The organism is Psychroserpens mesophilus (assembly GCF_000826645.1).
GTDB lineage: Bacteria > Bacteroidota > Bacteroidia > Flavobacteriales > Flavobacteriaceae > Psychroserpens > Psychroserpens mesophilus.
This window is the reverse complement of sequence record NZ_JXJP01000010.1, coordinates 1-26,812: the sequence shown is the minus strand read 5'-3', so window position 1 is coordinate 26,812 and position 26,812 is coordinate 1. Positions and strand designations below refer to the sequence as shown.

The following is a 26,812-nucleotide window of genomic DNA, read 5'->3' as shown; positions in this document are numbered from 1 at the left end:
TCAGGACGGGTCAAAATTGGTGGTAACGGTCTCGTATATGAAACGTAGCGTGTAAATAGACGCTAACTTTTCGGATTATACACGAGCCGAATTTTTAAATTTTTCTTTTTATCTTAAATTTCTCAAAAAGCCAAATTTAAAAATTTGGCGGTCATAGCAAATAGGCAAAAACCTCTTGGAAAGCCTATAATAGCTATGTTTTATATACATTGTTGTGCGTAGGCTTTTCCGCTCTCAATTCCACAACTTTCATTAAAATGTTGTCAAAATGTCTAATCGATAACATTCCGCTGTATTCCTTTTCCAGTAATTTTTTCTGTTCGTAGCATTTGTAAAAAAAATGTTGCATACTCCTTATCAATTCCATTAGCGTCCAATTCCGTTTTATGCTTTCTCGGCAATTTTGTTTTCAATAGTCGGATTGCCTTTACTGCTCTTGTGTCGTAAATAAAGAACAGATTTGGTAAATGGAAATGTAAATATTTTGAGGAAAAAGAACGTTTATTCTGTTCGGTAATTTCTTTAATCAATTCGGTTAAATAAAAGTGAAGTTTTAGAATATCTGCAATATTTTTTTCGTTCACTTCAGATTCCAATTTTAATTGACCGATATAATCGTCCAATTTTGAGTTTTTAATCATTGGTGCAACTTTGTCGATATAAAAGTTGTCGTTTTCTTCTGTTTTATTTTTCCGCCTCTCAATTGCGGCTGCGTATGCTCTTCCAATTAAGATTACTTTACCAACAATTTTGTCAATCCGTTTGTGTTCAAAATTCTGTTGACACATTTTGTAAAGAATTTCATTTCCAAAATCCCATTCGGTTTGTTCAGTTTTAATGATGAGATGTTTATTAATCAATATCGAGAGCTTTTTTTAGACCTTGCTGTATTATTACTTTCATCAGTTGTTCCACTCCAATTTTTTTTGCTTTTTTAACTAATTCTGGTAGTATATTTCTTTTTGGCGTAATAATTTTTTGGCTGTCTTTTAAATAATCTTCGATTGATGAAAATAATTCTTCAAATGCAAACATTCTGTCTGGTTCAGATAGTTCAACTATTTGAACATCTTCAACATCGCTATCTTCCATTTTGAAAAATACAACACAAGGTAAAGTTGTTTTATCTTGTATTTCAAATGCTCCTAAAAATATTTGGTTAAATTCTTCGACAAGTCTTTTGTTCTCAGAGTCAATATAGAAAACAGACAAATCTTTTCCGGAAAGTCTGTCTAATCTGGCAAAACCACCACGATTTTTAAAAATATCGCGTATTTGCTGATTGTGAAATTCGTAAAATATAAACGCAAAAGATTTCGCTCGATTATCGCTTAAATGCTTTTCGCAAATTTCAATAAACCGTTTTAAAAACTGTTCATAGGAATAACCTATTCCACTTTTTTCTCCTTGTTCTTGAATTGGTACCATATTTTTTTCAGCTTACGCACAACGAGTTTGTGTATGATTAGTGCGATTGAGAATCGATAGATTTTCAGTCGTTGCGAATCATATAGTTAAATATATTAAATTTAAATTGAAGTAGAATGAAAGCATGAATTATACACGTTGTTGTAGCACGTTATTTATATTCATATTTATTCCGCCAAATTTCTTCGCCTTTCAAAAAGTCAAGAAGAATTTCAGTCATTTGGTCAACCGTTTGTAATGGTTTTACCAATAAAATATGGTCATCTTCTGTCACAAATCCAGAAGCTAATCCGTCATCACTTAAATTTCCGCTTACGTGTAAGGCTTTGTTTCCATTTTCATTTTCCAATTGCACAATGTGAAATTCATTCCAATTGATAGAATTCATAGTATTTCGTATAATTTTATTTGTTGCTTTTTTTGAAATTGTTTTCTCAACTTGACCAAAATCATGAGATACTAATAGCGTTAAATTGCGTTTTGAGATCGAGCGTGGAGCTAGCTTTTCTTTAATTATGAAAAAGCTTAAAAAAATAAAAATCCCTAATCCGATTACTAAAGATCCATATTTGATAATTGCAGAGAAAACGAACATAATAATTCCGCTATCACGACCTTCTCGATTATTTTCAATCAATTCGGTGATAGTCTCAGAATTATCTAGAAAGTAATAGCTAATAATCAAAATTAAACTAAGCACATAAAGTCTAGCAATTTTATAATTTCTCTCATTCATTAGATTATTCCGATAATGTGCTACAACGTGTTTGTATATGGTTTGTTGCGTGTTTTAAACACCTAATTTAGCAAATAAAAAATGAATAGAAAATCCGCAAGGATTTTCGTAAGTAGGCTAGAACTAGCAATAAATTATATACGTTGTTAGCCTTTCGTTATTTCTCTCTTTGACCTAATTCGGCTTTAATTCGTTCCTGAACATCCTTATTCTCTTTTATTGCTCTATCATAATTATAGTTCATCCAATTATAGAACGCAATAGCTCGTTTTAATGCTTCTTGAAAGTAAATATTATTCTGTGCTTCCGATAGGTTCACAGGTTCTGACAGTCTTTGATTTTTGCCATCGCTGAATACTGACTTGACATTCTTGTAGATTTCACTCATATGCAAATTCTTTATTGGCTCATAATCCATTCTTAAATCTTCAGTGACATAAAAATACTTGAAATCGTATAATTCTGAAATGGCAATTCTAAGCGAGTCATTGTGAATAATGTCAATCCCTTTAGATTTTAGGTTTTCATAGGCAACAGTTATTGGTTCAAATGTGCCTCTACCTGATAATCTTGCATAAGAAAATCTTAACGAATCAGTTAATGGTGTTTTCCGAACTAAATGTTCCAAAATTACTGTATTATGTTTTATTTGATTTTCATTAAAATCAATCTTTGAAGTAAGGTTAATAACATCCTTTTCAAGATTTACTTGAATTTCACTTAATATATTCGATTCAAGTTTGCGTTCTATTCTGTTGTTATTCCAATTATTAATTTGTAGAGCCAAAGAATACCTATCATTACCAAAATAATTTCACCAATAGCATACTTTACATACTTTCCTATTTTATTTTTTTCCATAAGGTCGTATCTTATTTTTCTAAAGAATTTTATCATTTATTTAGTGGTTGGTTTTAATGAAGGCTAACGTGTTCGTGTTATGGCTAGTTGCGTTGGCAGGAACTAAGTTAGTAAAAAGGAACGAACCATTAGGGAAATCCGATAGGATTTTCCGAGTACACACAGACCGAGCAATTAGTTATACACGTTGTTACAAGCTGGCTTTTCTCCATTTGAACAACATTACTCTTTTCCGATTTTCAATATCATTTACTCTTACTGCTGTCACATCCTCAATCCGATAAATGACTGTTCCTTCGTCTTCTCCCATTTTACCAACGCAATGCAGAATCAAATCTGATTCAGATAGTTTGGTAATGAATCCAGAAAAATAGTCTGAACCATTAATTTCCAAGCGAGCAATTCGGTCAGTTCCTTCAAGTTGTTTTAATATTCCAGTTTGCCATTCCTCGTCGTCGTTTAAATTCAATTCGAATTTTTCGTCTTTATCCAATTCCGATGAATAGTCAATCAGACATTGCATTGCTTTTGCGTAATCATCGTCAAAATCAACACTTTTTATATTTTCAATTCGCTCAATTATAATTCCGTCTGATTTTCCGTATTTAGTAAAGTGTTGAATTGTAACCAATTCTTCATTATAGTCTTTTACGTATCCAGCCCAAAATCCATCATCGTCGTTATATTTCCAAATTCCGATAATTTCTTTGTTCTCCTTTGATTTCTTTAAAATCTCAAATAATATACTTTCGCTCATTGTTTGGTTTAGCTTGCTTGTAACGTGTTCGTGTAAGCGTCAGTAACGGGAAAATATGTTGATATTTTTCCACTGACGCAACTAATTTAATTAAAAAGGCTGAATTTCCGATAGGGAATTCAGTAGTTATTGAGTTTACACGTTGTTGTACGTAGTTTTAATTCAAAACTTCTAACGTTTTAATAAATTCGCCAAACTTTTCTATATCAGATTCGTAAGTTAATTCATCAGCTATAAAGTTAATCCATAAGTATGATTTTTTAGTTTCAATTATAATAAATTGACCTAGGTAACTTTTATCATTTCTGATTAGTCTTACTTTATATGAATTATGATTTTGAAAAACCTCTTTTTCATAAGAAATTAGTTTGGATCCTTTCATAATCCATGATGTATCATTTTCATTTAAATAATCTGGATTTTCAATGATTAGATTCTTGAAATCAGTAAAAGAAGCAAAGTTATTTTTTGGTGCAGAATTTATACATATAGCATTATCAACTCCATTTTTTCTAGGAATAGTTGAACCAAAATTAAATAAGTTATTTGTTTCTTGTAATTCTAACCATTTTGGAACAAATACTTTATAATTATTTATGGTATCCAGATATATTATCTCATTTGCATTATCAAACAATCCAGTAATCTTGTACATTGTAATAGTTCCATTATCATGAGGAGTAATTGTAACAGATTTGATATCTTCTTTGACTCTATGATAAGTAATTTCTTGACTTGATAAATTAAAAGTTATAAGTAAAATAAAAATATAAAAAGGATTCTTCATTAAGACTGTGTAATTACGTACAACGGTCTCGTATAACCGTCAGTTACGGGTTTTAAATTACTATTTTTCGATTAAGCACTGACGCTCGCAATTCCGAGTGGATTCGGACGTAGTCGAATCCGCCGTAATTGCGGTTATACATTGTTGTATGCAGTTTTTTATTCAATTCGTTTGAAAATAGCATAATCAGATGTGATAAAGTTATCAGGTCTTTTTCCATTTGTTCCTCTTGCTAATAATATTTCATTTCTATTATTAAACTTTATTATACAAGGCCAAACCAATTTGCGTCCACTTTTTAATTCCGTAAAAGTCAAATCGAGCTCAATTGGTTTCTTTTCAGATACTATTTTGTATTCCAAACTGAATTTCATTCCATTCTGTTCAAAATTCTCTCCTCCAAGAATTCGGTCTTGAGTTTCAATTATGGTTGAGCCATCTTTTTTAAAAGTAAAATATCCAAATCCAGTATCATCTTCAGATTTCCATTTTCCAATAATTTCAAATTCAGATTTATTTTCATTTTGCGAAAATGATGGCTGAAATGCTATAATTAATAAAATTATAATCAGTTTTTTCATTGGTTTCTTAAATTGCATACAACGTGTTCGTGTAATGATTAGTTACGGAAAAGGGCGTTAGTCGTTTTCCGATAAACACTAAGTTAATTAATTTCAAGGATTTTCCGCTAGGGAAATCAGAAGTAATTAATTATACACGTTGTTAGCTCTAGTTATTACTCGTATTTGCGACATTCATAAATTAAGTGATTCTTTATTTCATCTGGCGAAACAACAACAGCATTAAGTTTACCATTAGGAAATCCTGCAATGCTGTAATTATCACTTTGAAGTTTATTAAGCCAAGTCAGAAAATCATTTAGATTGAATGCTTTAACCTTATAATTACTCCATCCATGAGTCAAATGTAATTCTGCAAATTCTTTTTCTGGCCAAAAAGGAATGCATTTGACTTTATTATCTCCAATCGTAATTAATCCTCCAGACCTGTCACAAATGGTAAAAATCGTTTGGAAATCAGCAACTTTCCTTATGAGGTAACCGTATCGGTCTTGTGCGCTTTGCTTGAGGACATTTTCAATTTTTTTGATATTCATTTATTTCAAAAATTTTAATCTCTATTCAATGCTTTAGTTTTCCATTCAGATTCAAATTCTTCTGCTGTTATTTTAATGGAATTTAATTCTGAAATCTTGATTGGTTGATCTCCTAGGCTACCATAAGAATCACACCAATGATCTTCGTCAAATTTAATTCTATTAGAATTCTCATAGACTTCCAATTGACGCTTAATGTAATTGTCCTCTCCAATTTCTATATACCAAATGGATTTTCCCCATTTCTCATCGAAGGAAAAGTCATCCCATTGTATTTTTAAATAGTTCATTTCTGATAATTAGAGCTAACGTGTTCGTGTAAGCGTCAGTAACGGGAAAATATGTTATTATTTTTCCACTGACGCAACTAATTTAGTTAAAAAGGCTGAATTTCCGATAGGGAATTCAGTAGTTATTGCGTTTACACGTTGTTACCACACGTTTTTATTCGTTTAATATTCTTTTTATTTCAAAATGCTCATTTTCATTAGCCCAATCAATTGCATTTTTTCCTGATTGGTCTTTTATGTTTTTATCAGCTCCTTTTTGTATTAAAAATTCCGTTACTTCTCTGTGTCCTCTTAAACTCGCTCTTATTAAAGCAGTTTCCCCATATTTATTTATAGAATTCACATTATCAAATTTATCATATAGCATTTTGACAAGTTCCAAATTCCCTAAATCCGAAGCAACGATTAGTTCTGTTAAACCAATTTCTGTTGGAATTCCAATTTTCGCTCCAGAATCTATTAGAAACTTTGCACATTCAGGATGATTTCTAAAACAAGCTTGAATTACTGCATTTTCTCCACCAGTCAAAGTCAAGTTTATATTTGCTCCAAGTTCGGTTAGTTTTTTAAGTGATTTCAAATTTCCATTTTCGGCTGCATATAAAACAGCAGTCCAACCTTTTTCAGATTGAGCATTTATATCAGCTTTATACTGATAAAGTAATTCAATTATTTCAACTTGGTCATTTAAAGAAGCTGTCATTAATGGTGTAACTCCATTATTAATAATATTATTTGGGTCAATTCCGTAAGAAAGTTGTTTTTTAGTTTCAGAGTAGTTTCCAGAAGCGACATATTGTTGAAAAGTTAGATTGTCAACCTTTTCTTTTTTATTACATCCAAATAGAGAAAATGCCATAGTTAAGATAATTATTATTCTATTCATAAAGTTCGACTCAAATGTGTGGTAACGTTTTTGTGTATGGTTAGTTGCGTGGTTAAGCAACTAAATTAGCAAACTTTTACGAACCCGAGAAAATTCCGCAGGAATTTTCGCAAGTAAGCGCGTAAAAAGCAATTAACTTTACACGTTGTTGGCTAACGTTTTTATTATTACTTATTTATAAATACAATTTTTGAAACTCTATCAATAGGAATTTCAGAAGTATTATTGGAATTAATACTTTTTAACGTAATGCTTTTACTGGTTCTAATAAGTAACAATCCTTCAATTTTGGTTTCTGTATTGTCAGCTTTTCTATATTCAATTTCTATGGGAATATGACCTCCATATTTTATTTTCATCAAAAAAGATGAATATACACGCTGATTGAATAAAGATGCTATAATTAAGAGTATTCCTCCAGCAACTATAACTAGACTAAATGTTTTTCTAGATGATTTTTTTCTTTGTGAAAAAATTAATCCAACTGATGTTATAAGTAATATTGAAATTAATATAACTATAGTTATAGATTGTTCAAGTTCCTTATCTTTATAATACAATTTTATCAAAATGGAAGCTATGTAAAATACAGGAAGAGATGCTTGAATATAAACGATGATTTTTTTTAGTCTAGTAGTTTTTTCTTCATTTTCTTTTTTACCTGCCAATCTTTTAGCAAAAAAATCAGCAATTAAATTTATCAACGCATAGATTAAAATCGAGCCTAAAATTGACGTAAGTATAAAGGCAAAAGAGACCAAAGTTACTGCTAGATTTAAATATTCAACTCCTTCAACTGGAATTCTGAAATTTTGACATAAAGCATGATAGTAAAGGGCATATTTATTGAAAAACCCAATGACTGAAGATCCTCCTAAAGCTCCAGCTATTGATGTAAAAACAGCTCTTTTCCAGGTAGGTAAAGCCCAAAACCATTCTTTAATGAAGTTAATTAACTGCTTTGTTTTTTCAATCATTAGTTTAAATGTTTGCCAACGTGTTCGTGTATGATTTGTGCGATTGGAAATCCGTAGATTTTCAGTCGAGGCAAATCATATAGTTAAAGATATGAATTTTCCAATGAAGTAGAAGTAGAGCATGAATTATACACGTTGTTAGCACAAGTTTTTTATTCCGCTAATTTTAATAATGGTGAACCTGATTCTACTTTGTTATATTTTGTTTGATTTCCGCTATCAACTCTCTCTATAATTAATTCTTTTTCGGTTAGTTTAATCAACTTGAAGAATGGTTTTTTATTTAAGTATATAAGATTTTCTTTAACATAGAATTCAGTTTTCAATTTGAGACCAAATTTATTTTGAGTTAAGGAATCGTTTTTAAAAGTTAGAAAAAAATGAAGTTCATCCATTTTATCATATTCTTTTTCTAGATTAATAGTTTTTACCTCTCCGTTTTCAGATATTTCCGTCATTTTATTCAAAGTAGGCTTAGGTGGATTTTTATCTACGTAATGCCAAACTCCATTTATTGATTCTTTTTGATTTTGTTGACAAGATAAAATAAAGCAAACTGAGAAGAATAATGTATAGATGATTTTCATGTAATTTTCTATTTATTTAAAAGTTGTTTGAATTTAATTAGTATTGATTTTTTGAAGGAAAGAACATTAGATTTGTTACTTCTATTTCTAATCCTTGTTCAACGAGCACTTCTTTACCTTTTGTTTGAGATTTTAAAATAGATATAAACTCAGCTCCTTTTTGTAAATAAAGATCAATCCAAATATCATTTTTAAGTTCTACAAACTGTATGATTTTTCCACGAATTATATAATTTTTGTCTTTAGCTTTTATTATTGAATCTTCATCTTTATAGTTATCAAGTATTTTAATAGAAATAAGTTCATCATAATTCATTTCAACAATTAAGTTTAGCTTTTTTTCAATACTTGTTTTTAAATCTTTGGATTCGTCCCAAACCTTAGCTTTTAAAACTTCTTCTCCATGAGTTAATATTGCATTAGCAAACTTCTCTGAATAGCTTTCTATTTCTAATATGTTAATGCTCATGAGTTATTTGTGCTAACGGTTTTGTGTATGATTTGTGCGGCTGAGAATCCGCAGGATTTTCAGATGTAGCAAATCATATGCTTAAATATAAGATTTTAAATTGAAGTTTAATTAAAGCATGAATTATACACGTTGTTGGGCATTGTATTTATTTGATTCATTTCTAATTGCTTTTGCTAAATCAACCAAATCACCTTTAATAAAATTTGGAGACACATTCAATGGAGTACCATAAAATCTCTTATTTAATCTCATCCAAAATCTTTTAAACCAATTTGCCTTAGATATATATTCTTGTGGATTATTGACGAAAATGTGTAAGAAACTATTTTGATTAATAAGAGATAAATCATAATCAGTAATATCTTTCCATTTTATCAATTGACCTCCAATTGCACTTGAATTATCGTAAATTCCTTCATGATTAATTATTAATCCAGGATTTTTATCGAATAATTTGATGAATCCGAAAACACCTGTCATTCCAAAAAAAATAATAGCTACCAATCCGATTGTTTGTATAAACAAAGTATTGAAATTAAATTCTAATCCACTTGAGTATAACATTCCAAAGCCTGCTAAAACGAATATCATTGAACCTAAAGTGGTTAAGAAAATTTTTAATTTGTTGAGTTTGAATGTGATATTTTCAGATTGATTGTTCATATTGTGCCCAACGTGTTTGTGTATGGTTAGTTGCGTTGGCTAGGACTAAGTTAACAAACAAAAACGAACCAGAGGAAATTCCGAAGGAATTTCCAAGTAGGCGATAATCAAGCAATTGATTATACACGTTGTTGTACGCTGGCTTTTATTCCGCAATATTTTTTATTAAATCATTTTGCAAAAATTGAAATTCCGATTTTTTCCAAAACGATAAGTTTATTAATCCTGTCGTGCTGTCCTCAATCCATTTTCCGTTGTGATTGGATTCCACAGTCCATTTTATTGGTCGATTTCCTTTTTTTGTCAATTTCAGCCGACAATCTTTGGAAAGTCCGAATGCAAAGCAATTCAGAGCGTCAATTTCATTATCAAATTCTTCGTGCCAAAAGTCAAATGCAACAGTAAAATTTTCGTTTCCATTATCAGTCAGCGTAACTGGAAATCCGTTATCGTTTTTTGGATTCACAGTTATTGATTCCGCATTTAATTCATATTCCGCTTCGGGATATTTTTTCAGTCGGTTAACTATTTCGTCTATCGTTTTGCTCATTTTTCAGCTTGCGTACAACGTGTTCGTGTAATGATTAGTTACGGAAAAGGGCGTTAGTCGTTTTCCGATAAGTTACTAAGTTAATTAATTTCAAGGGATTTTCCGCTAGGTAAATCAGCAGTAATTAATTATACACGGTGTTGTGCTTTCGTTATTTTTCTGTATTTATTTTGTCAATTTCCATAGTTGCCAATTTTAACGATTCTAAATACCATTTCATTTGCTTGAAATGATGATAAACGTCATCAAGAAATTCAGTCAATTGTTCGGGTTCCATTTCACGAAATTTTCCAGTTCTTCTTTCGTAACTATATTTCTTACTTAAAAAAGCCCATCTTTCGTCTAAAATCTGACCGTTATCAATCAATCTATCATAAGTTGAATTATATAATTTGACTACTTTTTGAACTAATTCCTTATTTCGGAAAACAGTTATTTGATTGCCAGATACAGCAGATTCATAAGAGCCAGATATAGGATAAAATGTCCGTTGACTTCTGAAATAAATCTTGAATAAAGAATCTAAAGATTTTCTATCATTATTATAGAGATTTTGTAAGTTGCTATTTAAGATTTCATATGCTTCTATTCTCGGTTCATTAAGTTCTATTACTCTTTCAATAAAAGCTTTATCTTCTTTCAAGTCATTTTTTAAACTTGTAATAAATTCCCTTTCAGTTGAGGATTGTTTCCTAGATTCATTCCAATTGTTAATCTGAAGTGCAATCAATATTCCAATAACTACAAGAATAATTTCTCCAATTGCATATTTAATATACTTTCCAGTCTTGCCTTCGGAAAGTAAATTTTGTCTAATTTTTCTGAAGAATTTTATCATTGGTTAGCGGTTGGTTATAATGAAGCACAACGTGTTCGTGTTATGGCTAGTTGCGTTGGCGAGAACTAAGTTAGCAAAAAGAAACTAACCATTAGGAAAATCCGCTAGGATTTTCCGAGTACACACAGACCGAGCAATTAGTTATACACGTTGTTGTGTGTAGTATTATAACCCGTCGAAAACTTTATCAATTTGCTTTTCAAATAATATCTTTTGACTAATTAATTTTATAACCGTAGAATCCGATTCAAAAATCAATTCACCTTCTTCATTTCCATTTTTGATTATATAATTTCGTAAAAAAATCCGCTTAGTTAATTCATACTGTTTGGGTTCATAATCCAAACCTTCATGTAACTTAAATTCAATTTTATTTAGATCCGTAACAAAATCAACTAGAATTCTATCACCTTTAAATCCTGGTAAATAAGCTGCTTGTTCAGAATTTATAAATCTTATATTTTCTGCATTTTCAAATCCGCTAACAACAATATTTGCTTCAAATTTATCAGTAATAGTTTCAGGATAAATTGGTTCTCCTTTATATTCCATTGCCGAAATAATCCAATATCCATCAAATTCAGTTGGAATATTTTCTGAACATGTTAATAGAGCTAAAGTTAAAAGTGTAAAGATTGTTTTTCTCATATTACACACAACGTGTTCGTGTGATGATTAGTTACGGTAAAGGATGTTAGTCGTTTTCCGATAAGTTACTAAGTTAATTAATTTCGAGGATTTTCCGCTAGGGAAATCAGTAGTAATTAATTATACACGTTGTTAGCCATAGTTACTTTGAATTGACTTTTATAAATTCGGATATAATTTTCTCATTATTATCTTTGACTTTTTGGAAAGATTTTAATCCATCAAAATTCATATAATATCCAGAATGTATGAGGTGATTATCAATATTAATTAGATTATATACATATATCGAAATATCTTTATGATCATCTTTAAATGGTTTAATTAGTTTTATTGCCGAATAAACGTTTTCATGATTTTGAAATACATACAATAGATAAGGTTTTTCTGTTTTAATTAATGTAGTGTCAGAGTGAGCGTAATTTATTACATATTCTAAATCTAAAACTTCAATAGATGATTTATCTACTTGAATATTAAAAATCCTTTCCAAGTCACTGTTTTTTATTTTTCGTTTTTGCTCTTTTTTTATTTTAAAGAACATGGCATAATCGTCAAAATCCATAGTTTCGATACTATCTATTCGTTCAGAAATTTGATTACCTAAATAAACACCTAAGATTTCAGTATCATTGGTTGTATTCTCATCAAATCTATTTTTAACGATTTCATTTGAATACATTTCTTTCCAGTTTTCTAATTCAGGTAGTGTAATTGAAATATTTTCAGATTCATTTTTACCCGAAAGATGATTTAAATTCTGCTTATTTTCTTTACAACTTACTAATGTCAGAAACAGAAATATGATGGTTGCTTTCAATGTTCTTTTAATTATGGCTAACGTGTTCGTGTAATGATTAGTTACGGGAAAGGACGCGAGTCGTTTTCCGATTAGTTACTAAGTTAATTAATTTCAAGGATTTTCCGATAGGTAAATCAGCAGTAATTAATTATACACGTTGTTACCTGCAGGCTTTTTATTCGCTCGTTATTTTGATTTTCTTAATATCTTTTCAGAAGTTGAAGTTTATCAATTTCTATCATTTCTGTTTGTCCATTCGAATGATTACTAAATCTAAATGTTCCATTTGATGAATTATATTCATTTTCATAGATTCCAGAGATTCCTTCTCCTTTTTCATTCATAATGTAAATCAGTTCTCCTGCTTTCAATTTTAGTTCGTTAAATACATATAAACTCATTCTTACTCTTTTGTTTTTTGTTCGTAAAAATATTCATAAGCATAACCTTCTATTTCTCCATTTAACTGATTTCCGTTTTCGTCTTTCAGTTCATACATTTCTTGTATTCCACCAATCGAGGCACAACCGTCTAAACCCAAAAGGATAGTGTAAAAAACATCAGTCAAAGTAGAATTCATAATTTTTTCAATTACTACACTTTGATCTTTAGTCAGATTGAGTGATTTGATTAATTGTCCAACTTCAGTTTCGGCATTTTCAGATAAATATTCTTTTAGTAAATCCTGTTTTTCGGTGTAAAATGCTTTTACTAATTCTTCTGTTTTCATCGGTTTTCAGCTTGCAGGTAACGGTTTTGTATATGGCTCGTAGCGTGCAAATTAGCGATAAATTTTCGGTTGAGCACGAGCCGAATTTTTTAATTTTCTTATTACCTTTTCTTTTCAATAAGCCAAATTAAAAAATTTGGCGGACTTCCAAATATGCTTTAACTTCGATTAAGCAACTAATTAGCTATGAGCTATATACGTTGTTGCCACCAGTACTTTTACCATTCTATTTTTCCTTTTAAGTATCTGATATTCTTTTTATAGTCTTGTCCATTGTTATCAAAGGCAATTTCATCAAACACCTTTAAAACAATCTCATCAGTCCCTATCCAAAAAAGGTTCTCAATAACAAAGTCGTTTATTCCAGAAAACCTGAACGTTTTCAAGTCCATTATTGATTCGACGTGTTTCAAATCAATGATTAAAATTGTTGAAATGTGGTCATAATAGTCAAAACAAAAATTGCCTTCAGGACAAGTTCCGTATGTCATTAAAAATCTATTATCTGGCGATATCATAGGTTGGTTGCAACCGCTATCATAAAATTCGGGCATTAAAAGACCATTGGCAGAATTTTTGTCAATAAAAAACATTTCGCAAATTCCAGCACCTGAAACTCCTACTAAATAGCTGTTTAATCTCGGATAAAATCCTTGGTACCAAAAAGTTCTATCTGCTCTTGTAGAAAATTCAAATATTGTGTCTGAAGCTCGAATTTGGAAACTATTTTCGGTACGTGAAATTAATTTGGCAATCGTATCGACTTTCCGTTCGTAAAGCTCTTCGTAAGTTTCAAATTCTAATTTTGTTATCGAGTTAAAATCTATTTTCAATTTAATACTATCAGTTTCTAATCTTAAGTCAGAAAATTGCTCGTAGACATTATTCAAAACATTGACTGTATCTTTTGCCTTTTGATTTTTTTCAGATTGGGCAAATAAGCAAAGACTTTTGAATGTAAAAACTAATATTAGCAGATGTTTCATTGTATTGGTGGCAACGTGATTGTGTATGATTTGTGCGATTGAAGATCCTTAGGATTTCAATTGTAGCAAATCAGTTGTCTAAATATAAGATTTTAAATTGAAGTAGAAGTGGAGCATGAATTATACACGTTGTTGTACGCTGTGGTTTATTCTTTTCCACTTTTCAATTTTTCCAAGCTATCTTTTTTTGCCTCTCTTTCTTTTTTCCAATTTTCCAAATTTCTCTCCGATTCAACTCTCGATTCATAGAAAGGGCTGTTTTTGTCCTCTTCTTTAAATAAACCTTTATTTCCTTGATATATTAAAAATCCACTTACAAAAAGAAATATAACAAAAGCAATTCCAATGAATATTGTGAAAATAAATCCAAACCGAAATAGACAACCTTGTGTTTTTTTTGAAATTCGATGTTCTTTTGCCTTTTCGTAAGATTCATATTCTACAACTCCACCAGAAGTTCGATTTTGAAACTCATATTTTTTTATTTTTTCATTGTCTTTATAAGCTTGCTTAATAAGCTTTATTCCAAGCCAAGTTAGAAATCCGAATAATATGGTTAAACCATAAATCCAATAATTAAAATTGTCATTCATAAATTTTATTTACTTATACCTAAATTAGTTTAGCGATGTGTTCATCCATTGCGTACAACGTGATTGTGTATGATTTGTGCGGCTGAGAATCCGCAGGATTTTCAGATGTAGCAAATCAGATGCTTAAATATAAGATTTTAAATTGAAGTTTAATTAAAGCATGAATTATACACGTTGTTGGCAGTTGGTTTTATTCATTCAACTTTCTATTTTTCAAGAAGTCACTTTCAAATTCCAAAATAGATTTTTCTTTACTTTTCATATAAGTTAAAACACTTATTAATGGCTTATCTTCGTATATGTAATTCAGATATTTAATTTTTTTTCCTTCATGATCTTGAATATTATTTGTGTTCAATGTAAGATTAACTCGTTTAGTTAAATTTTCATCATTAATTAACTCTAAAATTCCAATTCTATAATTATTCATTTTAGAAATGAATTCATTTCCTTTTTTAGAGTATTCGTTTTCAGTAAAGAATAGTTCATTTATATATTCTTTTTTTGAAAATTCTATATCGTAATTTTCATCTTTCTGTATGTTAGAACTACTAATTAATTCTGAGTAAGTTTTATCTAAATAGTTTATGTATTCTGTTGTCAAACTATGATATTTTTTTGCGGATTCATCATTAATCAGTTTGTCATTTAGCAGACTTTCTTCAATTTGAATTTTAAGTATTTGACTAGAATTATCGAACTCCGAATTTAATAATCCATACATAAAAAATGGATCATTCTCTTTTTTACAAGAAAATGTAATTACCAAAAAAAGGAGAAGTGTTATTTTTTTCATCGATGTCTGTTCAACTTACTGCCAACGTTTTGGTGTATGATTTGTGCGATTGAGAATCGATAGATTTTCAGTCGTTGCGAATCATATTGTTAAATATATAAATTTTTAATTGAAGTATAGATGTAAGCATGAATTATATACAGTGTTACCTACTGTAGTGCATGACAGGTTTTTGGTAATCACAGAAAAAAGCAAACACAGACAGCAACCGAATCAGAATGCGATTCACAGACTTAAGTTAACAAACCCAAGATTCCGCTACAATGGCAGAAAAGAAAAGACTACAATTGCATTTAGGTTGCACTTAGGAAAACCACAAACGCCTTTTTTTGAAAAGAACGAATCAGAACGCCAAAGCGTTTAGTTCTCAAAAAAAGGATAATTCGGATGAATTTTATTAAACCTTAAAAACTTTGTATTAGTAACTCAAGTTTAAAGGATGTAACTCTGATGATTTTTGCACTATGGTTGGTAACGTGTTTGTGTAAGGTTTGTTGCGGGATTTTAGCCTTGCGTTTTGGCGTTAGGCTGAGCCTTTTTTGGCGAAAATTCCGTTTGGAAACAAAACGCAATGCTAAACTCAACGAAATGTTTCTTAAGTAAATGTACTAAAGTTTTTGTAATTATTATTCCGATGGAATAGAGAAGTAGAAATTAACTTTACACACTGTTAGGTGCTGTGCTTTATCCAAATTCCAAATTCATAAGGTTCAATACTATTCGGAATATATACTTTTGTCTCTAATTTAAAAGTGCTTTTTAGAGAGTAAGAAAATTTATTAAAAAGAGAACATTTATTAAAGAATAATGTTGTGACTGGAACTAGAAGTTTTTGAATAAATCTATAGAATCTCATATCAGAAGTAATATGCTCTAAATAAACAATTCTTCCCTGTTTTTTTAAAACACGATGTATTTCTTTAATTATTGATTTTTGGTTTTTAATAGAGCACATAAAGAAAGAAAACACAATATAGTCAAATACTTGATTTTCAAATGGAAGTATATTGTCTATTGTGTATTGTTTAATTTCTATATTGTTAAATTCTTGAGTATAATATATTTTTGAATCAATAGCAGTGATATTACAATTACTAGGATAAAATTGAAAATTTTGACCATTTCCGAAACCTAGTTCTAGTATATTCCCAGACAATTCTTTCAGTTTTGAATTAAAGAATCTTTCTCTTAAATATTTGATTTTAATATTTGATTTTAAACACATTAAAGACAAGGTTTAATTTTGTATTTATATATATAAAAATATGCAAATACAAGTCCTATAATTTGAAGAATAAACAAACCAATTATTGTTTCATAACCAAAATCAACTTTTTTATTGTAATTCAAAATGCATGTAATAATTAATACTAAACCAGATGTGATACCAGCAGGTCCATAAAATTGACTAAAGAATACAATTATATTATTGTATGTTTTGATTTTCTTCTGAAAATATTTTAAAGTTAGTTTCCTATCATTACCAGTTCTAGGTGTGGGAATCTTAGAAACTCTGGTATGTAAATCATTTGAGCATTGTTTTACGTTTTTAAACAGATGGTAGAAAACTAAATTTAAAAGCATTAGAAAGATGCCTAAAAATATTAGAAATATATTTACACTAACTTCTATAGTTTCTGTTTTTTCCATTTTTTATTTATTAAGAATGCAATTATTAGAGCATAAATTGACGATATAGCAAAGAATATGTAACTAATGTAAGATAAATATTTAGCCAATTCTTCATTCTTCATTAAATATATGTACACGAGATGTGCAGTGATGAAAAAGATGAAAAATGGATATATATACGCATTTCTTAAAGCTTTGATTTTGCTATTCTTGAGTAGAAACCCGGAAAGTATAATCAAAGGAACTACAACTGTTATTCCAGAGCCTATGCCTAAAAGTAAATAGAATAAACTTGGTTTGTTGAAGAAAAACCAACCTAATGGAAATAAAATAAGTATAAAACAAAAAGATATAATTGCTTTGACGTTATTTAAATCTTTTTTATTTGTGTTTATAATATCCTTGTTCAAAATGTTTTTATAAGTGAACATTGATATTATTACTAATAAGCTATCTAATGTACTGTATATTATAGAAAGAAAACCTATTCCAATAAAAACCAATGAACTTTTACTGTAAGATTCTTTTAACAAAACAGTAAAATCAGAAATATTCGCATCATTTGGAAGAATTAGTCCAAAAAGGATGAAAAGAGATAAAATTAAACCAGAAAAAATGCCTACTTTTTTTAATATTGAAGCTCTATCTTGAGGTTCTGCATTTGTAATTACTCCGTGATTGAGGATGCTATAGAATTGAGTTGAGATTGCATTAATTCCTGCTAATATGGTGGTTAAAATTATAGGTCCATTAAACTTGAATTTGCTGTAAATATCTAAATCAGTAAAATCTATCTTCTGATTTCCAAAAATCAGAAATAATAATGCTAATAAAATCAAGCAGAGTTGTAATATGTCACTTTTTATAACGCCTTTCATACCAGAAGATGTAGCATATATAAGAGACACTAAAATTAAAACAATGGCAACAAGTATTTGATAAAGTATATCATTTGTGTCGAATAATAAAGGTGTTAAAATACTTGAACTTGCAAAAATCTCGTATGAAAGAACAAACAAAAATGTAACAATCAATATTAGAGTAATTAAAAACTTAAATTTTGATTTGTCACCAATTTCATTATCAATAAAATCAAAGTAGTTACTATTAGATGAAAACTTTACGTATTTTAAAAACTTATTTAGCAATAAGTAGCCAATAAATATACAGAGAGGAATTAGAAAAAAAATAAGGCCATTTGAAAATCCACCAGCAGCTAAATATACTAAACCTGTTCCTAATGTTAGATTTGCAGCTGTAAGACTAAAAATTAATTTTCTCTTATTATTAGTTTCCTTATAATAAAAAAATTGAGATAGATCTTTAATGCTTCTTTTATAATAAAAACCTATTACAAGAAAAACCAACGATATTAGTATTGATGCTGTTAGCATTATTTATGATTTAATATTTATTAAACTCTTTGGAACTTCAATTGCTATTTCATTTACACCAACTTTTTTTTCCAAACTTAGTTTTTTTAAAATATCACTTTCAACAATACTGCCAATTATTATGTAGGTGTCTTTATTCGTTTCAATAATTGTTGGACAAGCACCTATAACACATTTGTGTTTATCTGGTGTGATGTCTTTTATTTTTAATTTAGTTACTTTTTTCATTGGGTTAAATTTAAAATTCTAATATATGCAAAATTATCCAATAGTTGTGCCAAAGTGTTTTTTCAGCATTGCACCTAACTGTGGCGTATATGGAAAGTAGCGATTAAATTACTACTCCTTATTGATGCCTGTTTACATTTTATAAAGAAACGAAAAATATTATTCATTTAAAACACTAGCTATTTTCTATATACGCCGTTGGGTTTAGTAATTTGTAGATTTCCTTTGGAATATCCTTAATAGAAATTCCTTTTTTAGAATTTCTGAAATTACGCAGTACAACAGACGCTACATAACTTGTTCTTTCCATGTTTATGGTTTTAAAATTATGTTGTATATCATAAGATATAATAGCGTTATTTTAAAAGTTAGCAACGTGAGTTGTTAAATAGTATTCTTTCAGAGCAATAAATGATTAATTTTCCATTATCGACTTGACTTTATCGAAAATATTCTATAACTTCGCTCAAGCTTTATGCGAATAAAATTCGTATATGAGAGTAGAACTCTCAAACGATTTCAATCGAAAGCTTGGAAGTCCAAATTCCGACTTTAGTCTATCCCGTAATGCTTTTATTGATATGAACATTTATATACAACTCGCTTTGATAGCAATAAACCTGGGAAGATCAGAAAGTCTGGCAGTATTAAACCCAACGTTGTTGTGTATGATTTGTGCGGCTGAGAATCCGCAGGATTTTCAGATGTAGCAAATCAGTTGTTTAAATATAAGATTTTAAATTGAAGTTCGTGTGTTAGCATGAATTATACACATTGTTGTGGCACGTTTTTTTATTCAATTGGATAAAATCCTTTTTTTCGATTCATTCCAATCCTTTTCTTTTCAACTTTTTTTCTATGAAACTTTATAGCAACAATAACAGAAGTTTTTTCAGTTGGTTTTTGCCAAATAAGATTTTGGTCGATTATTTCTTTTAAATTTAATTTTGTTGTTGAAATATTCGTTTCATTGTCAACGCTTACAAGGCAAGATTTCCCGTCCAAATCGACTATGATTTGAAAACTTATAAGACCTCTTATTTTTTTTATACTTTCTTTATTCAGATTGTTTTCGAGAACGTAAACAATATCTTTTTCGGTAGGTCTTACTTTAATGGAATCTTGTTCCGTTCCGAATCTATCCGTATTACAACCTTCAAATTTTTCATTAAAAAGATTCTGAGCTTGAATCCCAGAGTTTGTAAGTATAAATATCAGAATTAAGAGTCGATTTAAAAGTAATTTTGATTTGGTCATTTTGTTTTTTTTAAATGTGCTACAACGTGTTCGTGTAATGATTAGTTACGGGAAAGGACGTTAGTCATTTTCCGATAAGTTACTAAGTTAATTAATTTCAAGGATTTTCCGACAGGTAAATCAGAAGTAATTAATTATACACGTTGTTATGTACTGGCTTTTTAAAGTATTACTTCATTTTAATCATTTTCCCAGTCTCTTCTAAATCTCTAAAAACAGTTTTGTACTCAGTCAATGAATCATTAATTTTTGTGATTTCGATTGTAAACTTTTCTCCAATTTTTGCAGCAGCGGAATTTGGACTCGTTGTACCTTTATATGTTAATTCATATTTGCAATCATTAATCCATTCAATATCAAATTCATAAAAATATTTTCCATTTTCCATGTATTCATATTGCTTTTTCAGCGTCCTTTCTACATAAATATACTCCACATCAAATTTTTCATATTTCCATTTTCCGCTAAAATATTCTTTACAATTCTCATTTTCATCAAAAGATGTAAAACCAAAAGCAGAAATTGCAAAAATCAAAATAAGTAATGTTTTCATGTTCTATATTTTTATTTATGTTGCTTGTCATGACAAAGCTTACATATTGAAACTAACTATTTTATTGGTTCTTTTCCAATATTTTTTCTTGCATATCTTTTATGATGAACTTGAGTTGCTGGTTTTCCACAATATACACATTTCCAATTATCTCGTTTAAGAACTACATATCTCTTGCGTTTCCATGCGTCTGATTTCAAATAAACATTACGATAATAATCACGACGATGTTTTCTCTTGATGTCGAATTTTATTTCTTTAAAAATCCAAACACCAATTCCAATTATTGCTATGACTATTATTTCAAAACTCATAAAAGCTAGAATTCAATTTTTGATTTTCAGTATGATTTTGAATAGAGCAAATTTTTCAGAGCTTGTACATAACGTGTTCGTGTAAGCGTCAGTAACGGAAAAATGAGTTAATATTTTTCCACTGACGCAACTAATTTAGTTAAAAAGGCTGAATTTCCGATAGGGAATTCAGTAGTTATTGCGTTTACACGTTGTTACCAACTGGCTTTTTATTCATATTTTAATCCAATTCAGTTCGTTTTCCTTAATATTCTTTAAAAAATCAGTGTCTATTTTATCCACTGAGATTGTTTTTTGACTTTCAATTTTAATCTCCTCATTTTGTAATTCTCCAGAAAATTGGTGAAATAAAATTCCGATTTCGTTTATTTTATTTTTCAGCCGCTTGTCATTTAGAAATTCAGTCCAGTTTTTAGACTCTTTCTGTTCCGCTTTTAATTCATCTGAGTTCCTTTCTTTAAATTCCTTTAGTTTTTGTTCCAAGAGCAATTCAATTCGACGTTTTGAGAATCGTTTTCTTTCGAGTTTTTTCTTTTCTTTTTTCCAATCAGGTTCAGTTGAATCATCCGAGTATTTTTTTCCTAAAACAGATCCACAATCACAATCTTTAGTTGTCGTTAAGAAAGTCTGAATTTGGTCAGAATTCTTTATATCCAATTTGTATTCTGCGTAATTCAATTTAAATTCAGATGCAATTTCTTTAATACCGGAAGGATTTAATTTCTCTTTTGTGACTAAAAAGTTGAATTGGCACATTTTTTTTCCGCTTGTTGGTAACGTTTTTGTGTATGATTTGTGCGAATGAGAATCGATAGATTTTCAGTCGATGCAAATCAGATGATTAAATATATGAATTTAAATTGAAGAAAAATGTGAGCATGAATTATACACATTGTTAGCCATAGTAATTATACTTTTTCAAATTCAATTCCCATAATTTTCAAACCAGTTATTTTTTTATTGTCATCTCTTATGAAGGTCATTACGTCTGATGAATAGTCAAAAGCATCTTTGCAAAGTGGTTCTATTTCATTTTTCCAAGCACCATTTCTGCTAAAAACAAAAAGTTTACCGTCTATTAGTTTGATTTTTTTACTGATTTGAAAATCTGCATTAAAGTATTGTCCTTCAAATTCTTTTAATTGCTTTTCGTTGTAAGTAGTAGGATTGTATTCTTTAAATAGCCAAGGTAATTCGTTTTCAGAATCATAGTATTTATAACTCTTTCTATCAAGTCTTAAGTCAAATACAACTAGATTATCATTAAACATAAATTGATGATTTCCGATAGGCTTTAATCTTGTTATTTCTTCTCCATCAGTCGTAAGTACAGTAAGCTCATCTTTGTTAAGTTGTATTGTGTTCATTTTGATAGTCTCGACATCGCTACCTGCAAAAAGATAGTTTCCTTCGTACAATTTTAGCTCTTTTTTTGAAAGCTTTACTTTTTTCTCACTTTCGCTATTTTTCGATTTATTATTAAAATTATTGTTCGGAATGTATAAGTTAACTAACTGAAAAAATTGTTCTTCAAAATCTGAATCAAACGTATTTTGCGTAGTGAAAAACATCATATCTAATTCTGGAAAATAAAGATACTTGGATACAAAGCCACCTAATATCATTCCGTCAAAACCAAATGCTTGATAGTTATTATGAGTTTCAAATTCTACGCCTAAACCATAATCGAGAATATTACCATTATTTAACTTGGCTTTGGTGTGCATTTTTTTATACAATTCAGGGTATTGGTTTTTCACTTTCTGTAAACCTAAAAGCCACTTAAACATATCTTCTGGGGTGGTAAGTACTTGCCCGTCTCCATTGTAAATAAAGGCGTGTAAGTGTGTTTTATAGAAATTGCCTTCATCTTCTATATATCCAATTGCTCTATTTTTAATAATAGTGTAAGTGCTTGATTTCTTTATTGTATTTTCCATTCCAAATGGTTCGAAAACATCTTCTTGCATAAAATCCGCAAAAGATTTCCCAGAAACTTTGGTTATAATATCAGCAAGTAAAATGTAGTTTGAATTGGTGTATTGAAAGTACTCGCCGGGTTCGAAATTTAATGATGTCGTTTTTGTAATAAAATTCATCATTTGGGATTGAGTAAGTAAATCATTTCTGCCTAAATCCGCAATTCCCGCAATGCCATCGACTTCTTTAATGCCACTTGTTTGATTCAATAATTGCTCAATGGTTGGATTTCCCTTTTGGTAACGAGGTAGATTTTTGATGTATTTATAGGCAGGTTCTTTAATTGATAATTTACCTTGTTCTTCTAGTAATAGTATTGCGTAAGCAGTAAATTGTTTAGCAATTGAACCAATGTCGAAAACTGTTTTATTTGTTATTGGTATGTCATAATCCAAATTAGAAATTCCATATTGTTTTTCTATCAAAATTTCTTTGCCTTTAGTGATTATAATAGAGTAACCAGGTGTGTTATCTTCTACTTGATAAATTTTGTCTATTTGGGCATCTAAATTTTGGCAAAATCCAAATGTTGGCAGTATTGTAAGTAATATAACTAGAGTTCGTGTTATGTTCATTTAATTTCTTTAATTGTAAGGACTGAATAAATTTTCGGTTGTTACAGTTGGTGTTTTTATTATGGCTAACGTGTTCGTGTAATGATTAGTTACGGAAAAGGATGTTGGTCGTTTTCCGATAAGCACTAAAGTTAATTAATTTCAAGGATTTTCCGATAGGGAAATCAGCAGTAATTAATTATACACGTTGTTGTACAATGGTTTTATGCACTACCATTTATTCCTAATTCATAATATTCTTTCCTATTTAGGTTGATTTTTACATTATAATAGCAATTACCGCCATCCTCAACTTCAAATAATTGATTTTTCCAATCATCTGTTCCAAAATCATCACATAAGAAATTAATCCAAACTATCTTTTGTCCATTCTTATTTATTATTGGAACATATTGTCTTTTATATCCTTCTAATTTTAATTCATAACGTGTTTCAGTCCATGGATGTTCTGGATAAGTTTTATTATGTTCAGCTAATCTTTTTTTTTGGATGTCATTATTCTCTTTAATCATTACTTTTAAAATTTCCTCAATTTCATTTAATTCCGATTGAGTAAGTTCAGATTGTTGGGCATCTTTAAAAATCCAATACCATTTTGGTTGATAATCAAGGATTACATAATCAAATTCTTGAGAATTTAATTCTGATTTTTCATTAATTTCGGTTTTCTGAGTTTTTTTGTTTTGATCACAAGAAAGTATTAAAATCAGAAATATGAATATTGTATTTTTCACTTTGTTTCTCTAAACTTTTGTACAACGTCTTCGTGTATGATTAGTTGCTATGGCTAGGACTAAGTTAGCAAAAGAAAACGAAACTGAGGGAAATCCGTAGGATTTTCCGAGTACAAACAGAACTAGCAATTAATTATTACACGTTGTTGTGCACTGTGTTTTTTAATTACAACACGGACTTAAAGTAAATAATTCAGTTATTTCAGTTTGAGACAAAAGACGATCATAAATTATTATGTCATCCATTTGACCATCAAAGAATTTTCCAAAAAACAAATCGCCTTGATTCAATGTAGGATTTGGAGGATCACATTCGATATCACTTCCACCTGTTGCTGACAATATTCCATTTTTATATAACTCTAAATCATTACCAATCGCTTTAATAACAATATGTTCCCAAGTTGAAGTTTCTACACCATATATAATAGAATTATCTTCATTTATACTAAATATAATAACATTATTAACGTGTTGTATTGACCATTGACCTTCTCTGTTCCAGCATTGAGGCCCCTCATCTCTACTAATGAATACACCATTGTCTTGGTTATTCGATTTATACCAAAATGAAATTGAAATCCCATTTGCTGGTAAATCATCTAAAAATGTTGGGTTGGTGAATTTTAAAAATTCATTATTTGATGAAATAAAACTAAATGCACAATTCATATTTCCATTTCTATCAGCAGTTGCACTTGCAGATGTTGTATTGATTAAATTATTGCTATTTCCAGATTCATCATTTATCGATCCATTATTAAAAGGGTAGAAAGCAACAACTCCATTTTGCAAACCAGATGATAAACAATCTAGTTGCTGAATATCATTCTGTTCATTAGAATTATTACATCCGAAAAAAAATAAAATTGAAAGTAAAAGACTTGTTTTTAATATATTATTCATCGTGTGTTTTTTTTATAGATGTATAAATGTTGATTTGGTTGCGTTTCTGACATTGTGCACAACGTGTTCGTGTGATGATTAGTTACGGAAAAGGACATGAGTCATTTTCCGATTAGGTACTAAGTTAATTAATTTCAAGGATTTTCCGTTAGGTAAATCAGCAGTAATTAATTATACACGTTGTTGTACGTAGGCTTTTATTTTAATTTTATTCCTTTTTGTTTTATGAAATCCTCCATGTCAGATTTCCAACTTTTATCTCCTTTCCAAAATTTTTGACTGATTGGATGCTCATAATCCATTTCAGGTCCATAAATCACAGCTATTAGACTACTTTCATATTCAATCTCTTTTTTCAGTTCGTTATACCAACTAAAATCTCCGAGCATAATCGATTCCATTTCATTGTTTAGTAATTCACAGTAGAATTTTAAATCAGCTTTCGGATAATCTTTTGATTCATTCTTTTTTTGACTGACAGGAAATAAAAACTCATAAACTTGCCACAAAGCAAATTTAAAATCGTCACCTTTCTTTTTAATTTCACAAAATAAATCTCCTCTGTCAAATTCAAATTGAAGAACTACTTTTTTTCCTGTAAGTTGAACAAAATAATCTCCCTTAAATGTTTTAGACAAGTTATGTTTTTCAATCAAAGGTGAAAATGAATCAAAAACATCTTTAGGAAATTCTTTATAACTAAAACTCATAGTTTGTTCAGCTTACGTACAACGTGTTCGTGTTATGGCTAGTTGCGTTGGCGAGAACTAATTTAGTAAAAGAAAACGAACCAGAGGAAAATTCGGAGAATTTTCCGAGTAAGCACAGACCAAGCAATTAGTTATACACGTTGTTGTACAACGTTATTTATTCCAACCATTTTTCTATTAAAGTGTCCCATTCACGCTGTTTCAAAAGAATTGAACCATGTTCAGTTATTGAATCATATTTATCTTGAGCATTTCTTTTTTGTTCTAAATAGTAATAAATTACTTTTTCAATTTTATCAGAACTCTTTCCCCAAGTTTTATCTAGACTGTCTTGTATAAATCTAATATGTGCTTCAACAATATTAAAATGTCCTTTTTCATGATTTAATAGTTCTTTTTTTGCGTTATCATCACTAATTTCTTTATTCCATGATTCGTTAGGAATCATATATGCTGATATGACCGTATTTGGATAATTGAACACTTTGTTAATTTTATATTTAACACCAGTTGAGATTATCGCATCTAATTTAGAATTTTCTTCTGGTGTCGCATGAAAATCAGTCCATTCTAGATTTGTGGACCAAGGTTTTTTTTCATGATTTAGTTGGTTTAATATCCAATTATTAGATGTTATTAACAATAATAAATTAATGCATATTAGAATTGTCCCTAAGAAATTTAATTTTTCGACTAATAGATTTTTAAATGGTTTGAATATATAAACGCCTAAAAAAATCAGAATCATATGAATCAGCCAATTATAAAAATGGTATTCAATTTTAATTGCAATAAGAACAAACAATAATGAAATAACAAAAGATTTTTTAGACAATTCAGAATCTTCTTGATTTAAACCTTGTATAAGATTATAAATAGAAAAAATTATAGGTGTAACAATTATGAATAAATTTTTATAAGGAATATTTAGAGCTACCATCATTGTAGGTAGTATTAACCAAATTGAGATAAATACAATAATTTGTTTGAAAAATTTCATTTCAGGAATGTCTAGTCCTGAAATA

Annotated in this window: 37 protein-coding genes; all 37 read right to left on the bottom strand. The window is 29.3% G+C overall.

Annotated elements, in window-relative coordinates:
• Positions 1-272: 272 nt before the first annotated feature.
• Positions 273-860, bottom strand: coding sequence for a hypothetical protein (locus TD18_RS10190; RefSeq protein WP_052461129.1), 588 nt, complete (start codon positions 858-860; stop codon positions 273-275).
• Entirely contained in the window at positions 853-1,428 is a 576-nt protein-coding gene (locus tag TD18_RS10185) for a hypothetical protein (RefSeq protein ID WP_040252164.1), read from the bottom strand. The genes TD18_RS10190 and TD18_RS10185 overlap by 8 nt, the downstream gene beginning before the upstream one ends.
• A gap of 151 nt (positions 1,429-1,579) precedes the next feature.
• Positions 1,580-2,164: a hypothetical protein gene (locus TD18_RS16715; protein ID WP_052461128.1), complete on the bottom strand. Its 585-nt coding sequence runs from the start codon at positions 2,162-2,164 to the stop codon at positions 1,580-1,582.
• Between the two features lie 157 nt (positions 2,165-2,321).
• Complete coding sequence (locus TD18_RS16710) at positions 2,322-2,951, bottom strand: hypothetical protein (protein WP_052461127.1); 630 nt, start codon at positions 2,949-2,951, stop codon at positions 2,322-2,324.
• Positions 2,952-3,215: 264 nt separating this feature from the next.
• Positions 3,216-3,782 (bottom strand): hypothetical protein, encoded by a 567-nt coding sequence (locus tag TD18_RS10170; protein ID WP_040252162.1) that lies wholly within the window; start codon positions 3,780-3,782, stop codon positions 3,216-3,218.
• Positions 3,783-3,939: 157 nt separating this feature from the next.
• Complete coding sequence (locus tag TD18_RS10165; protein ID WP_040252159.1) at positions 3,940-4,569, bottom strand: hypothetical protein; 630 nt, start codon at positions 4,567-4,569, stop codon at positions 3,940-3,942.
• A gap of 158 nt (positions 4,570-4,727) precedes the next feature.
• On the bottom strand, positions 4,728-5,150 hold the full coding sequence (locus TD18_RS10160; RefSeq protein ID WP_152611358.1) for a hypothetical protein: 423 nt from the start codon (positions 5,148-5,150) through the stop codon (positions 4,728-4,730).
• 155 nt (positions 5,151-5,305) lie between these two features.
• Positions 5,306-5,686 (bottom strand): DUF2750 domain-containing protein, encoded by a 381-nt coding sequence (locus TD18_RS10155; protein WP_040252155.1) that lies wholly within the window; start codon positions 5,684-5,686, stop codon positions 5,306-5,308.
• Between the two features lie 14 nt (positions 5,687-5,700).
• Entirely contained in the window at positions 5,701-5,976 is a 276-nt protein-coding gene (locus TD18_RS10150; RefSeq protein WP_040252153.1) for a hypothetical protein, read from the bottom strand.
• Positions 5,977-6,130: 154 nt separating this feature from the next.
• Positions 6,131-6,862, bottom strand: coding sequence for an ankyrin repeat domain-containing protein (locus TD18_RS10145; protein ID WP_084205902.1), 732 nt, complete (start codon positions 6,860-6,862; stop codon positions 6,131-6,133).
• A gap of 167 nt (positions 6,863-7,029) precedes the next feature.
• Positions 7,030-7,839 (bottom strand): hypothetical protein, encoded by an 810-nt coding sequence (locus tag TD18_RS10140; RefSeq protein ID WP_040252144.1) that lies wholly within the window; start codon positions 7,837-7,839, stop codon positions 7,030-7,032.
• A 152-nt stretch (positions 7,840-7,991) separates the two neighbouring features.
• Entirely contained in the window at positions 7,992-8,426 is a 435-nt protein-coding gene (locus TD18_RS10135; RefSeq protein ID WP_040252141.1) for a hypothetical protein, read from the bottom strand.
• A 37-nt stretch (positions 8,427-8,463) separates the two neighbouring features.
• Complete coding sequence (locus TD18_RS10130; RefSeq protein WP_040252139.1) at positions 8,464-8,895, bottom strand: hypothetical protein; 432 nt, start codon at positions 8,893-8,895, stop codon at positions 8,464-8,466.
• A gap of 123 nt (positions 8,896-9,018) precedes the next feature.
• A complete protein-coding gene (locus TD18_RS16705) occupies positions 9,019-9,561 on the bottom strand; it encodes an STM3941 family protein (RefSeq protein ID WP_052461126.1) in 543 nt (180 codons plus the stop codon).
• Positions 9,562-9,706: 145 nt separating this feature from the next.
• Positions 9,707-10,111, bottom strand: coding sequence for a hypothetical protein (locus tag TD18_RS10120; RefSeq protein ID WP_040252132.1), 405 nt, complete (start codon positions 10,109-10,111; stop codon positions 9,707-9,709).
• Between the two features lie 151 nt (positions 10,112-10,262).
• Positions 10,263-10,949, bottom strand: a complete 687-nt coding sequence (locus tag TD18_RS16700) for a DUF6090 family protein (RefSeq protein WP_052461125.1) — start codon at positions 10,947-10,949, stop codon at positions 10,263-10,265.
• Positions 10,950-11,114: 165 nt separating this feature from the next.
• On the bottom strand, positions 11,115-11,597 hold the full coding sequence (locus TD18_RS10110; protein ID WP_040252128.1) for a hypothetical protein: 483 nt from the start codon (positions 11,595-11,597) through the stop codon (positions 11,115-11,117).
• A gap of 142 nt (positions 11,598-11,739) precedes the next feature.
• On the bottom strand, positions 11,740-12,417 hold the full coding sequence (locus TD18_RS10105) for a hypothetical protein (RefSeq protein WP_040252125.1): 678 nt from the start codon (positions 12,415-12,417) through the stop codon (positions 11,740-11,742).
• A 182-nt stretch (positions 12,418-12,599) separates the two neighbouring features.
• Positions 12,600-12,800 carry a hypothetical protein gene (locus TD18_RS10100; RefSeq protein ID WP_040252123.1) on the bottom strand — a complete coding sequence of 67 codons (201 nt, stop codon included), beginning with the start codon at positions 12,798-12,800 and terminating at the stop codon, positions 12,600-12,602.
• 2 nt (positions 12,801-12,802) lie between these two features.
• Positions 12,803-13,129: a hypothetical protein gene (locus TD18_RS10095; RefSeq protein WP_040252120.1), complete on the bottom strand. Its 327-nt coding sequence runs from the start codon at positions 13,127-13,129 to the stop codon at positions 12,803-12,805.
• Between the two features lie 218 nt (positions 13,130-13,347).
• A complete protein-coding gene (locus tag TD18_RS10090) occupies positions 13,348-14,115 on the bottom strand; it encodes a hypothetical protein (protein WP_040252117.1) in 768 nt (255 codons plus the stop codon).
• 146 nt (positions 14,116-14,261) lie between these two features.
• Positions 14,262-14,708: a hypothetical protein gene (locus TD18_RS10085; protein WP_040252114.1), complete on the bottom strand. Its 447-nt coding sequence runs from the start codon at positions 14,706-14,708 to the stop codon at positions 14,262-14,264.
• A 190-nt stretch (positions 14,709-14,898) separates the two neighbouring features.
• Positions 14,899-15,504, bottom strand: coding sequence for a hypothetical protein (locus TD18_RS10080; protein WP_040252109.1), 606 nt, complete (start codon positions 15,502-15,504; stop codon positions 14,899-14,901).
• Between the two features lie 670 nt (positions 15,505-16,174).
• Positions 16,175-16,729 carry a class I SAM-dependent methyltransferase gene (locus TD18_RS10075; RefSeq protein WP_040252106.1) on the bottom strand — a complete coding sequence of 185 codons (555 nt, stop codon included), beginning with the start codon at positions 16,727-16,729 and terminating at the stop codon, positions 16,175-16,177.
• Entirely contained in the window at positions 16,729-17,154 is a 426-nt protein-coding gene (locus TD18_RS10070; RefSeq protein ID WP_040252104.1) for a hypothetical protein, read from the bottom strand. Before TD18_RS10070 ends, TD18_RS10075 begins: the two co-directional genes overlap by 1 nt.
• Entirely contained in the window at positions 17,133-18,530 is a 1,398-nt protein-coding gene (locus TD18_RS10065) for an SLC5/6 family protein (RefSeq protein WP_040252102.1), read from the bottom strand. Before TD18_RS10065 ends, TD18_RS10070 begins: the two co-directional genes overlap by 22 nt.
• A gap of 3 nt (positions 18,531-18,533) precedes the next feature.
• Positions 18,534-18,758: a hypothetical protein gene (locus TD18_RS10060; protein WP_040252099.1), complete on the bottom strand. Its 225-nt coding sequence runs from the start codon at positions 18,756-18,758 to the stop codon at positions 18,534-18,536.
• A gap of 175 nt (positions 18,759-18,933) precedes the next feature.
• A complete protein-coding gene (locus TD18_RS17525; RefSeq protein ID WP_262501209.1) occupies positions 18,934-19,068 on the bottom strand; it encodes a hypothetical protein in 135 nt (44 codons plus the stop codon).
• Positions 19,069-19,550: 482 nt separating this feature from the next.
• The gene (locus TD18_RS10050) at positions 19,551-20,015 is read right to left on the bottom strand and encodes a hypothetical protein (RefSeq protein ID WP_040252094.1); all 465 of its coding nucleotides are present in this window, start codon (positions 20,013-20,015) and stop codon (positions 19,551-19,553) included.
• A gap of 169 nt (positions 20,016-20,184) precedes the next feature.
• Complete coding sequence (locus tag TD18_RS10045) at positions 20,185-20,568, bottom strand: hypothetical protein (protein WP_040252091.1); 384 nt, start codon at positions 20,566-20,568, stop codon at positions 20,185-20,187.
• Between the two features lie 56 nt (positions 20,569-20,624).
• Complete coding sequence (locus TD18_RS17200; protein ID WP_040252088.1) at positions 20,625-20,882, bottom strand: HNH endonuclease; 258 nt, start codon at positions 20,880-20,882, stop codon at positions 20,625-20,627.
• Between the two features lie 213 nt (positions 20,883-21,095).
• The gene (locus tag TD18_RS10035; RefSeq protein ID WP_152611357.1) at positions 21,096-21,560 is read right to left on the bottom strand and encodes a hypothetical protein; all 465 of its coding nucleotides are present in this window, start codon (positions 21,558-21,560) and stop codon (positions 21,096-21,098) included.
• A gap of 230 nt (positions 21,561-21,790) precedes the next feature.
• Positions 21,791-23,437 (bottom strand): serine hydrolase domain-containing protein, encoded by a 1,647-nt coding sequence (locus TD18_RS10030; protein ID WP_040252084.1) that lies wholly within the window; start codon positions 23,435-23,437, stop codon positions 21,791-21,793.
• 203 nt (positions 23,438-23,640) lie between these two features.
• Positions 23,641-24,171: a hypothetical protein gene (locus TD18_RS10025; RefSeq protein ID WP_040252081.1), complete on the bottom strand. Its 531-nt coding sequence runs from the start codon at positions 24,169-24,171 to the stop codon at positions 23,641-23,643.
• Positions 24,172-24,333: 162 nt separating this feature from the next.
• Positions 24,334-25,077 carry a LamG domain-containing protein gene (locus tag TD18_RS10020; RefSeq protein WP_040252078.1) on the bottom strand — a complete coding sequence of 248 codons (744 nt, stop codon included), beginning with the start codon at positions 25,075-25,077 and terminating at the stop codon, positions 24,334-24,336.
• A 197-nt stretch (positions 25,078-25,274) separates the two neighbouring features.
• A complete protein-coding gene (locus TD18_RS10015; RefSeq protein ID WP_040252076.1) occupies positions 25,275-25,787 on the bottom strand; it encodes a hypothetical protein in 513 nt (170 codons plus the stop codon).
• A 157-nt stretch (positions 25,788-25,944) separates the two neighbouring features.
• Positions 25,945-26,812: DUF922 domain-containing protein (locus TD18_RS10010; RefSeq protein ID WP_040252074.1), on the bottom strand; the 868-nt coding region annotated here is incomplete at its 5' end.

Coding starts and splice junctions, on each gene's coding strand:
- TD18_RS10100 (WP_040252123.1), bottom strand. CDS start 12,800: ATGAGTTTATATGTATTTAACGAACTAAAATTGAAAGCAGGAGAACTG.
- TD18_RS10085 (WP_040252114.1), bottom strand. CDS start 14,708: ATGAATGACAATTTTAATTATTGGATTTATGGTTTAACCATATTATTC.
- TD18_RS10020 (WP_040252078.1), bottom strand. CDS start 25,077: ATGAATAATATATTAAAAACAAGTCTTTTACTTTCAATTTTATTTTTT.
- TD18_RS10120 (WP_040252132.1), bottom strand. CDS start 10,111: ATGAGCAAAACGATAGACGAAATAGTTAACCGACTGAAAAAATATCCC.
- TD18_RS10060 (WP_040252099.1), bottom strand. CDS start 18,758: ATGAAAAAAGTAACTAAATTAAAAATAAAAGACATCACACCAGATAAA.
- TD18_RS10030 (WP_040252084.1), bottom strand. CDS start 23,437: ATGAACATAACACGAACTCTAGTTATATTACTTACAATACTGCCAACA.
- TD18_RS10070 (WP_040252104.1), bottom strand. CDS start 17,154: ATGGAAAAAACAGAAACTATAGAAGTTAGTGTAAATATATTTCTAATA.
- TD18_RS10135 (WP_040252141.1), bottom strand. CDS start 8,426: ATGAAAATCATCTATACATTATTCTTCTCAGTTTGCTTTATTTTATCT.
- TD18_RS16700 (WP_052461125.1), bottom strand. CDS start 10,949: ATGATAAAATTCTTCAGAAAAATTAGACAAAATTTACTTTCCGAAGGC.
- TD18_RS10065 (WP_040252102.1), bottom strand. CDS start 18,530: ATGCTAACAGCATCAATACTAATATCGTTGGTTTTTCTTGTAATAGGT.
- TD18_RS10150 (WP_040252153.1), bottom strand. CDS start 5,976: ATGAACTATTTAAAAATACAATGGGATGACTTTTCCTTCGATGAGAAA.
- TD18_RS10075 (WP_040252106.1), bottom strand. CDS start 16,729: ATGTGTTTAAAATCAAATATTAAAATCAAATATTTAAGAGAAAGATTC.
- TD18_RS10130 (WP_040252139.1), bottom strand. CDS start 8,895: ATGAGCATTAACATATTAGAAATAGAAAGCTATTCAGAGAAGTTTGCT.
- TD18_RS10015 (WP_040252076.1), bottom strand. CDS start 25,787: ATGAGTTTTAGTTATAAAGAATTTCCTAAAGATGTTTTTGATTCATTT.
- TD18_RS10145 (WP_084205902.1), bottom strand. CDS start 6,862: ATGAATAGAATAATAATTATCTTAACTATGGCATTTTCTCTATTTGGA.
- TD18_RS10165 (WP_040252159.1), bottom strand. CDS start 4,569: ATGAAGAATCCTTTTTATATTTTTATTTTACTTATAACTTTTAATTTA.
- TD18_RS17200 (WP_040252088.1), bottom strand. CDS start 20,882: ATGAGTTTTGAAATAATAGTCATAGCAATAATTGGAATTGGTGTTTGG.
- TD18_RS16705 (WP_052461126.1), bottom strand. CDS start 9,561: ATGAACAATCAATCTGAAAATATCACATTCAAACTCAACAAATTAAAA.
- TD18_RS16715 (WP_052461128.1), bottom strand. CDS start 2,164: ATGAATGAGAGAAATTATAAAATTGCTAGACTTTATGTGCTTAGTTTA.
- TD18_RS10080 (WP_040252109.1), bottom strand. CDS start 15,504: ATGAAAAAAATAACACTTCTCCTTTTTTTGGTAATTACATTTTCTTGT.
- TD18_RS10155 (WP_040252155.1), bottom strand. CDS start 5,686: ATGAATATCAAAAAAATTGAAAATGTCCTCAAGCAAAGCGCACAAGAC.
- TD18_RS10140 (WP_040252144.1), bottom strand. CDS start 7,839: ATGATTGAAAAAACAAAGCAGTTAATTAACTTCATTAAAGAATGGTTT.
- TD18_RS10170 (WP_040252162.1), bottom strand. CDS start 3,782: ATGAGCGAAAGTATATTATTTGAGATTTTAAAGAAATCAAAGGAGAAC.
- TD18_RS10090 (WP_040252117.1), bottom strand. CDS start 14,115: ATGAAACATCTGCTAATATTAGTTTTTACATTCAAAAGTCTTTGCTTA.
- TD18_RS10050 (WP_040252094.1), bottom strand. CDS start 20,015: ATGACCAAATCAAAATTACTTTTAAATCGACTCTTAATTCTGATATTT.
- TD18_RS10110 (WP_040252128.1), bottom strand. CDS start 11,597: ATGAGAAAAACAATCTTTACACTTTTAACTTTAGCTCTATTAACATGT.
- TD18_RS10045 (WP_040252091.1), bottom strand. CDS start 20,568: ATGAAAACATTACTTATTTTGATTTTTGCAATTTCTGCTTTTGGTTTT.
- TD18_RS17525 (WP_262501209.1), bottom strand. CDS start 19,068: ATGGAAAGAACAAGTTATGTAGCGTCTGTTGTACTGCGTAATTTCAGA.
- TD18_RS10095 (WP_040252120.1), bottom strand. CDS start 13,129: ATGAAAACAGAAGAATTAGTAAAAGCATTTTACACCGAAAAACAGGAT.
- TD18_RS10160 (WP_152611358.1), bottom strand. CDS start 5,150: ATGAAAAAACTGATTATAATTTTATTAATTATAGCATTTCAGCCATCA.
- TD18_RS10185 (WP_040252164.1), bottom strand. CDS start 1,428: ATGGTACCAATTCAAGAACAAGGAGAAAAAAGTGGAATAGGTTATTCC.